The sequence below is a fragment of the Mycobacterium sp. SMC-18 genome (genome assembly GCF_045310895.1).
Taxonomy (GTDB): Bacteria; Actinomycetota; Actinomycetes; order Mycobacteriales; family Mycobacteriaceae; genus Mycobacterium.
In genome coordinates this window covers 1-8743 of sequence record NZ_JBJIAL010000079.1, presented here as the reverse complement: position 1 = coordinate 8743, position 8743 = coordinate 1, and the positions used below count along the sequence as shown (strand labels likewise).

The 8743-nt window shown below is 66.7% G+C and carries 5 protein-coding genes and 1 pseudogene; 4 read left to right on the top strand and 2 right to left on the bottom strand.

Translation table 11 applies throughout. The annotated features are described in order from the left end of the window. Positions 1-72: 72 nt before the first annotated feature. The gene (locus tag ACJH6J_RS29500; RefSeq protein WP_346414815.1) at positions 73-930 is read right to left on the bottom strand and encodes a PAC2 family protein; all 858 of its coding nucleotides are present in this window, start codon (positions 928-930) and stop codon (positions 73-75) included. 266 nt (positions 931-1196) lie between these two features. Here ACJH6J_RS29500 and metH point away from each other — a divergent pair, with 266 nt between their 5' ends. The 4 genes from metH to ACJH6J_RS29480 all read left to right on the top strand — a co-directional run bounded on the left by metH (position 1197) and on the right by ACJH6J_RS29480 (position 8401). Further along, positions 1197-4991 (top strand): methionine synthase, encoded by a 3795-nt coding sequence (gene metH / locus ACJH6J_RS29495; protein ID WP_406804969.1) that lies wholly within the window; start codon positions 1197-1199, stop codon positions 4989-4991. Positions 4992-4996: 5 nt separating this feature from the next. Beyond that, positions 4997-5662, top strand: a complete 666-nt coding sequence (locus ACJH6J_RS29490; RefSeq protein ID WP_212812014.1) for an HAD family phosphatase — start codon at positions 4997-4999, stop codon at positions 5660-5662. 78 nt (positions 5663-5740) lie between these two features. After that, positions 5741-7195 carry a sugar porter family MFS transporter gene (locus tag ACJH6J_RS29485; RefSeq protein WP_212812013.1) on the top strand — a complete coding sequence of 485 codons (1455 nt, stop codon included), beginning with the start codon at positions 5741-5743 and terminating at the stop codon, positions 7193-7195. A gap of 222 nt (positions 7196-7417) precedes the next feature. Continuing rightward, positions 7418-8401, top strand: coding sequence for a hypothetical protein (locus ACJH6J_RS29480; RefSeq protein ID WP_212812012.1), 984 nt, complete (start codon positions 7418-7420; stop codon positions 8399-8401). 136 nt (positions 8402-8537) lie between these two features. Here ACJH6J_RS29480 and ACJH6J_RS29475 read toward each other — a convergent pair. Further along, positions 8538-8743, bottom strand: a pseudogene (locus ACJH6J_RS29475) (HNH endonuclease); the annotation flags it as partial.

Below are 8743 nucleotides of genomic sequence, written 5' to 3'. Positions count from 1 at the left end.
CTGGACCAAGACCGCCGACGAGATCTTCGAACGACTCGGTTCATATCTTCAACGAATTCCCGGCGCAGGACACTAGCGGCCGCGGCGCTTCAGGTACCGCTCGAACTCCGCGGCCAAGGCGTCGCCGTCGATCTTGCCGAGCGCTTCGTTCATGTCGACCTCGGCGTCGCCGCGTTCCTCGAGCGACTGCACGTACTCGGCGATCTCCTCGTCGTCGGCCGTCATCTCGGTGACCGACTGTTCCCACTCCTCGGCCTGCGCCGGCAGGTCACCCAGCGGCACCTCGACGTCCAGCGCGTCCTCGACCCGGCGCAGCAGCGCGACGGTGGCCTTGGGGCAGGGCGGCTGTGACACGTAGTGGGGAACTGCCGCCCAGAACGTGACGGCCGGGATACCGGCCTGCACGCAGGCATCCTGGAACACCCCGGCGATACCGGTCGGGCCTTCGTAGCGGGTCTCTTCGAGCCCGAAGAACTTGGCCGAGTCGGCCGAGTACGCCGCACCGGACACCGGCACCGGACGGGTGTGCGGCGTGTCGGCGAGCAGCGCGCCCAGGATGACGACGGTCTGCACGTTGAGCTTGTCCAGGATCGCCAACAGTTCGGCGCAGAAGGTGCGCCAGCGCATGTTCGGTTCGACGCCGTGCATCAGCACCACATCGCGATCGGAACCCGGTGGGCGGCAGTGGGAGATGCTCATCGACGGCCACACCAGCTCGCGCGTGACGCCGTCGACCTGGCGGATCACGGGGCGATTCACCTGGTAGTCGTAGTAGCTCTCATCGTCGATCTCGACGAGCGCTCGCGCCTCCCACATGGCATCGAGGTGTTCGAGGGCGTCACTGGCGGCGTCTCCGGCGTCGTTCCACCCCTCGAACGCCGCGACGACGACGGCATCGTGCAGTTCGGGCAGGTCAAGTCCCTGGGGCAGGGGCCGGTCGGACGGGCTCACAACGCCAGCGTAAGCCCTTATCGGCACCCGCGAGTGCTACCCCCGGGGCGGGTCGGGCCGGCAAACCGGTTTGGCGGTTCCACCTACCATGGTGAGGTGACTGCACTGGACAAACGACTGTCCAACGTGGGCGTCCGAACGTCTGTCAGCTGACGACGTAGACTCTTTGGCGTCGAGAGGCGTTGCAACGGATCCGGGTTTTCCGGTGTCCGCCACGCTCGGCAGAGTTAAGGACGCCTTCCGCAATGGAAGGAACGCATGTGACTGCCGCCCCGGTGAAAAACTTCGTGCCGAACGTCCGCCCGGACTGCACCGCCGAACTCACGGCTGCGCTGGGTCAGCGGATCATGGTCATCGACGGCGCGATGGGCACGGCCATCCAGCGCGACCGCCCGGATGAGGCCGGCTACCGCGGCGAGCGGTTCAAGGATTGGCCGAGCGATCTGGTCGGGAACAACGACCTGCTCACCCTGACGCAGCCGCACATCATCGAGGGCATCCACCGGGAGTACCTCGAGGCGGGCGCCGACATCCTCGAGACCAATACGTTCAACGCGAACGCGGTCTCGCTCGCCGACTACGGCATGGAGGAGTTCGCCTACGAGCTGAACTACGCCGGTGCCGCCCTGGCCCGTCAGGCCGCCGACGAGTTCAGCACGCCGGAGAAGCCGCGTTACGTCGCCGGCGCTCTGGGCCCGACGACGCGGACCGCGTCGATCTCGCCCGACGTCAACGATCCCGGCGCGCGCAACGTGTCCTACGACCAGCTGGTCGCCGCCTACCTCGAAGCGGCGAACGGTCTCGTCGACGGTGGCGCCGACATCCTCATCATCGAGACGATCTTCGACTCGCTGAACGCCAAGGCCGCGGTGTTCGCCATCGAGACGCTGTTCGAGGAGCGCGGCCGCCGCTGGCCGTTGATCATCTCGGGCACCATCACCGACGCGTCCGGCCGCACCCTGTCCGGTCAGGTCACCGAGGCGTTCTGGAATGCGATCCGGCACGCCAAGCCGCTCGCGGTCGGCCTCAACTGCGCCCTCGGCGCACCCGAGATGCGGCCGTACATCGCCGAGGTGGCGCGCATCGCGGACACCTTCGTCTCCTGCTACCCGAATGCGGGTCTGCCCAACGCCTTTGGCGAGTACGACGAGTCCCCGGAGCGGCAGGCCGGCTACATCGAGGAGTTTGCCGAGGCCGGTCTGGTCAACCTGGTCGGCGGCTGCTGCGGCACCGCGCCGCCGCACATCGCCGAGATCGCCAAGGTTGTCGAGGGCAAGGCACCTCGCCAGGTGCCGGAGATCCCGGTGGCCACCCGGCTGTCGGGCCTGGAGCCGCTCAACATCACCGAAGACTCGCTGTTCGTGAACATCGGTGAGCGCACCAACATCACCGGCTCCGCCCGGTTCCGCAACCTCATCAAGGCCGAGGATTACGACACCGCGCTGTCGGTCGCGCTGCAGCAGGTCGAGGTCGGTGCGCAGGTCATCGACATCAACATGGACGAGGGCATGATCGACGGCGTCGCGGCGATGGACCGCTTCACCAAGTTGATCGCGGCCGAACCCGATATCAGCCGTGTCCCGGTGATGATCGACTCCTCCAAGTTCGAGGTCATCGAGGCGGGCCTGAAGAACGTGCAGGGCAAGCCGATCGTCAACTCGATCTCCCTGAAGGAGGGCGAGGAGAAGTTCATCCGGGAGGCCCGGCTGTGCCGCAAGTACGGCGCCGCCGTCGTCGTCATGGCATTCGACGAGCAGGGGCAGGCCGACAACCTGGAGCGCCGCAAGGAGATTTGTGGACGCGCGTACCGGATCCTGACCGAGGAGGTCGGCTTCCCGGCCGAGGACATCATCTTCGACCCGAACTGCTTCGCACTGGCGACCGGCATCGAGGAGCACGCGACCTACGGCATCGACTTCATCGAGGCCTGCGCGTGGATCAAGGAGAACCTGCCCGGCGTCCACATCTCGGGCGGTATCTCCAACGTGTCGTTCTCGTTCCGCGGCAACAACCCGGTGCGTGAGGCGATCCATGCCGTGTTCCTGTTCCACGCCATCAAGGCGGGCCTGGACATGGGCATCGTCAACGCGGGTGCGCTGGTGCCGTACGACGAGATCGACCCCGAGCTGCGGGACCGCATCGAGGACGTCGTGCTGAACCGGCGTGAGGACGCGGCCGAGCGGCTGCTGGAGATCGCCGAACGGTTCAACACCAAGGGCAAGGAAGAGGACCCGGTCGCGGCGCAGTGGCGCAGCTTGCCGGTCCGCGAGCGCATCACGCACGCCCTCGTCAAGGGCATCGACGCCCACGTCGACGACGACACCGAGGAACTGCGCGCCGAGATCGCCGCCGCCGGCGGCCGGCCCATCGAGGTGATCGAGGGCCCGCTGATGGACGGCATGAACGTCGTCGGTGACTTGTTCGGTGCGGGCAAGATGTTCCTGCCGCAGGTCGTGAAGTCGGCCCGCGTGATGAAGAAGGCCGTTGCCTACCTGCTGCCGTTCATCGAGGCGGAGAAGGCAGGGGCGAGCGAAGCGACGGGGGATGGCCCAGCGAACGGGACGTCCAACTCCAAGGACACCAACGGCACCATCGTGATGGCGACCGTGAAGGGCGACGTCCACGACATCGGCAAGAACATCGTCGGGGTCGTCCTGCAGTGCAACAACTTCGAGGTGATCGACCTCGGTGTGATGGTGCCGGCCCAGAAGATCCTGGACGCCGCCAAGGAGCACAAAGCCGACATCATCGGGCTGTCCGGTCTGATCACCCCGTCGCTCGACGAGATGGTGAACTTCGCCGTCGAGATGGAACGTGAAGGCCTCGAGATTCCGCTGCTGATCGGTGGCGCGACGACGTCGCGCGCCCACACGGCCGTGAAGATCTCGCCGCGCCGCAGCGGTCCGGTGGTCTGGGTCAAGGACGCGTCCCGCTCGGTGCCGGTTGCGGCTGCGCTGCTCGACGACAAGCAGCGTCCCGCCTTGATGGAGGCCACCGAGAAGGACTATGCGGCCCTTCGTGAACGGCACTCGCAGAAGAACGAGCGGCCCATGCTGACGCTGGAGAAGGCGCGCGCCAACCGCACGCCCATCGAGTGGGACGGCTACACGCCGCCGGTGCCGGCCCAGGGCGTGGGCGTTCGTGAGTTCCTCGACTACGACCTGGCCGAGCTCCGCGAGTACATCGACTGGCAGCCGTTCTTCAACGCGTGGGAGATGAAGGGCAAGTTCCCCGACATCCTGAACAACCCGGCGTCGGGTGAGGCCGCCCGCAAGCTGTACGACGACGCCCAGGAGATGCTCGACACCCTGATCAAGGAGAAGTGGCTGCGCGCCAACGGCGTGATCGGTTTCTTCCCGGCCAACGCCGTCGGCGACGACATCGAGGTCTACACCGACGAGACCCGCACCGAGGTGCTCACCACGCTGCACAACCTGCGTCAGCAGGGCGAGCACCGCGATGGCATCCCCAACAAGTCGCTGGGTGACTTCATCGCGCCCAAGGACAGTGGTCTGGCCGACTACGTCGGCGCCTTCGCGGTCACCGCGGGGCTCGGCAGCCAGGACAAGATCATGGAGTTCAAGGCCGCCCTCGACGACTACAGCGCCATCCTGCTGGAGTCGGTCGCCGACCGGCTTGCCGAGGCGTTCGCCGAACGGATGCACCAGCGGGTGCGCGAGGAGTTCTGGGGATACCGGCCCGACGAGCAGCTCGACAACGAGGCGCTCATCGGCGAGAAGTACGTCGGCATCCGTCCGGCACCCGGCTACCCGGCTTGCCCCGAGCACACCGAGAAGACGACGCTGTTCTCGTTGCTCGACGTCACCGAGCGGACCGGCATCGAGCTCACCGAGTCGATGGCGATGTGGCCCGGCGCCGCCGTCAGCGGCTGGTACTTCTCGCACCCGCAGTCGCAGTACTTCGTGGTCGGCCGCTTGGCCCAGGACCAGGTCGCCGACTACGCGCGGCGCAAGGGCTGGACCTTGAAGGAAGCCGAGCGCTGGCTCGCGCCCAACCTCGGCTACAACCCGGAGGACTGAAGTAGATGTTCAAAGCTGTCCTGTTCGACATGGACGGCACGCTCGTCGACTCCGAAAAGCTGTGGGACGTCGCGATGCATGCCTTTTACGCCGAAAAGGGCGGGGTGCTGACCGACGCCGTCCGGGAGACGACGGTGGGCGGCTCGGCGGAGAACGTCATGCGGATCGTTTACGACGACCTCGGCCTGGACCCGACGCCGGAGTCCATGGCCGAGTCCGCGGACTGGCTGCACGACTACACCGGTGAGCTGTTCGAGCAGGGGCTGCCCTGGCGGCCGGGCGCGCAGGAGTTGCTGGAGACGTTGGCCGCCAGCGACATTCCGCTGGCGCTGGTGACCAACACCCGGCGCACCTTGACCGAACAAGCACTGAAAACCATTGGTAGCCATTACTTCACGGTCACGGTCTGTGGCGACGAGGTGCCCGACGGTAAGCCACACCCGGCGCCGTACCTGCGGGCCGCTGCACTGCTCGGCGTTGCGGCGGAGGACTGCCTGGCCATCGAGGACTCGGTGACCGGTGCGCAGTCGGCCGATGCCGCGGGTTGCGTCGTGCTCGTCGTCCCCAACGATGTCGAGGTGCCCGACGGGCCACGCCGCCGGCACATCGAGTCGCTGGCCGGTCTCGGGGTCGCGGACCTTCGTGACATCTACACCGAAATGTGTTCGTAGCCGCCGGTTCTGGTCCTGTGGCGCGGCCTGCTGTGCAATTGTTGACGCACCCCACGCAGCGTTGCGAAAGGACGTCCGATGTCCCATGGCCCGATCGGTGACGACACAACGGCGATCTTCGATGACGAGGAGTTCGACTCCGGTCACAGTGCGGTGCGCATAGCGTCGGTGGCGGCGCTCGGCGGTCTGCTGTTCGGCTATGACAGCGCCGTCATCAACGGTGCGGTGAAATCCATCCAGCAGTACTTCGAGATCGACGACCAGTCGCTGGGAATTGCCGTCGCCTCGGCACTGCTCGGTGCGGCAGTCGGCGCCGTGACGGCCGGACGGCTGGCCGACCGGATCGGCCGCCTCTCCGTCATGAAGCTGGCCGCGCTGCTGTTTCTGATCAGCGCGATCGGTGCCGGGCTGGCGTGGAACATTTGGGTGCTCGTGGCGTTCCGGGTCGTCGGTGGTCTCGGCGTCGGCATCGCGTCGGTGATCGCGCCCGCCTACATCGCCGAAACCTCACCGGCGAGCATTCGAGGTCGGCTCGGGTCGTTACAGCAGTTGGCCATCGTCAGCGGCATCTTTCTGTCATTGGCTGTGGATGCGCTGCTGGCGCATCTGGCCGGTGGCGCGAGCAACATGCTGTGGCTGGGTCTGGAGGCCTGGCGCTGGATGTTCATCCTGATGGCCGTCCCCGCTACCGTGTACGGTCTGTTGGCCTTCACCATTCCCGAGTCGCCGCGTTATCTGGTTGCCACACACCGGATTCCGGAAGCGCGCAAGGTGCTCACCACGTTGCTGGGGGAGAAGAACCTCGAGATCACGATCGGTCGCATCCAGCAGACGCTCGAATCCGAGGAGAAGCCCACCTGGCGCGACATGTGCAAGCCCGGCGGCGGACCGCTGAGCCTCTACGGCATCGTCTGGGTCGGTTTGGCGCTGTCGGTGTTCCAGCAGTTCGTCGGTATCAACGTGATCTTCTACTACTCGAACGTGCTGTGGGAGGCCGTCGGTTTCAACGAGAGCTCGTCGTTCCTGATCACCGTCATCACCTCGGTGGTGAACATCCTGACGACGGTCATCGCGATCATGCTGATCGACAAGATCGGCCGCAAGCCGCTGCTGCTCATCGGCTCGGCCGGCATGACGCTGACGCTGGCCACCATGGCGGTCATCTTCGGTACCGCCCCGCAGGTGAACGGGGTGCCCCAGCTCAGCGGCGTCGAGGGGCCCGTTGCCCTCATCGCGGCGAACCTGTTCGTGGTCGCGTTCGGCATGTCGTGGGGTCCGGTGGTGTGGGTGCTGCTGGGCGAGATGTTCCCCAACCGCATCCGGGCCGCGGCGCTGGGTCTGGCCGCGGCCGGCCAGTGGGTCGCCAACTGGGCCATTACCGTCACCTTTCCCGAACTGCGCAGCATGCTCGGCGTCGCATACGGCTTCTACGCGCTGTGCGCGTTCCTGTCGCTGGTGTTCGTCGCCAAGTGGGTTCGCGAGACCAAAGGTGTTGCGCTGGAGGATATGCACGCCGAGTTGTTGGCAAAGTAAGGCCGCTGGGTGCCTGGCTGCAATGACTGGCTGATTTCCGCGACTGACTGAATTCAGCCGCGCGCCCCGGAATGTCCGTCAGATGGCTGATGCCCATCCGTATTGACGTGCGAGATAATTATCGGCGGTGAGCGTTGGTGCTGCCGTGGTTCTGACGCTCCTTCGTGGAAGGGGTGCGCAATGGTCAACGCCGGCTCTCGTTGTGTGGCTCGCCTGAACGGTGTGGCTCGTCTGAACGTCGGTGCCGCGGTGGCCACGGCCGCAATCGTGGTGATCGGCTTTGTGGGCGCGGCCCCGCCGGTGCGTGATTCGCATGTCGCCAGTGCCGTCCGGGTAGCGGCGGTGAATACGTCGAATATGTTGCTCGCAGCGCAATGGGCCGCGCTGGACCAATTCCTGGCCACCCACGCCGACTTTGTGGCGACCGCAGGGCGGGCCGAGGCCGATCGCAGCTTCGGTGCTGTAGCCGCGATAACGCCGACGACTGGATCCGTCACGGCGCCAACATCTATGGCGGGATCCAGCACGGCGCCAATGCCTCTGGCGGCGACGGCACTACCCGCTCCGCAGCCGGCCGGCGCCGTCGCCGTCATCGAGCAGGCGATCGTGTCCGCGCTGTCGACGGCGTTCCTGACGTTGGCCCAGCCGCTGGTCAGCACGCCCCAGCTGGCCGCGATCTTCGGCCCGTTCGTCTTCTTCGGCGTCATCCTGTACGGCTTGGTCGTGGGTGTGCCGCTCACAATTTTCAACTCCATCGCTGCCCCGATCCTCAACTTGTTGCCGTTCTCGGCGGTGCCTGCACCCGTCTCGGCGACGCCCACGCTGACTGCAGCCGTGTCGACCGGGCCCCTCGCGCCCACCGCACGCACCGTGACTGCCTCCGACCCGGTGACGCCATCTCCCAAGGCGACCCATAAGGGCCGGGCCTTGCCGATGTCGCGCACACCGAAGGGCGGGGTGGCGACTCCGGATGCGACCGGTGACGACGACGCGGCGGGGCAGCTCAGGTCGACGGCGCGGCAGTCGATGCCGCACGGGCCGGTGACTGCTGCCGGCCAATCCCACGATCGGAATGTCGGCGGCCAGGATGCCGGATCGCAGGCGGGCGTTCCGAAGGGCGCCGGTGAGGCGGGGGCATCGCCGTCGCGTAGCTCGAAGCTGGGCCACGGCAGCCGGCCGATTCGCGGTGACAAGGGCAACTCCTAGGCGCGGTTGAGGCTCGGCGTTGGCGTCGACGTAGGCGTCGGCGGCTCTCGGGCGTGGCGGCTCTTTTTCGGCCCGTAGCGCCGCGGCGCGTGCGGCACTGCCGTCGCGGCATGGGATGCCGTGGCGCGGTGCCCGATTAGCTTGCGGGCCTGTTTGTTTCACCGTCATCGTCTCCGCTCTCTGTCGGGTAGAGCGTCGGGTGGTGGTAGTGATTCGTCCGTGGCTGGCCGACGTCCAGTAGTGGTGGTGGGGTCCAGTGGGTTCTGCCGTGGGGGCCCATGGTGGTGGTCCAGCCGCCGGTGTCGGCCAGGCGGTTGTCGCGGCCGCAGGCCAGGGTCATGG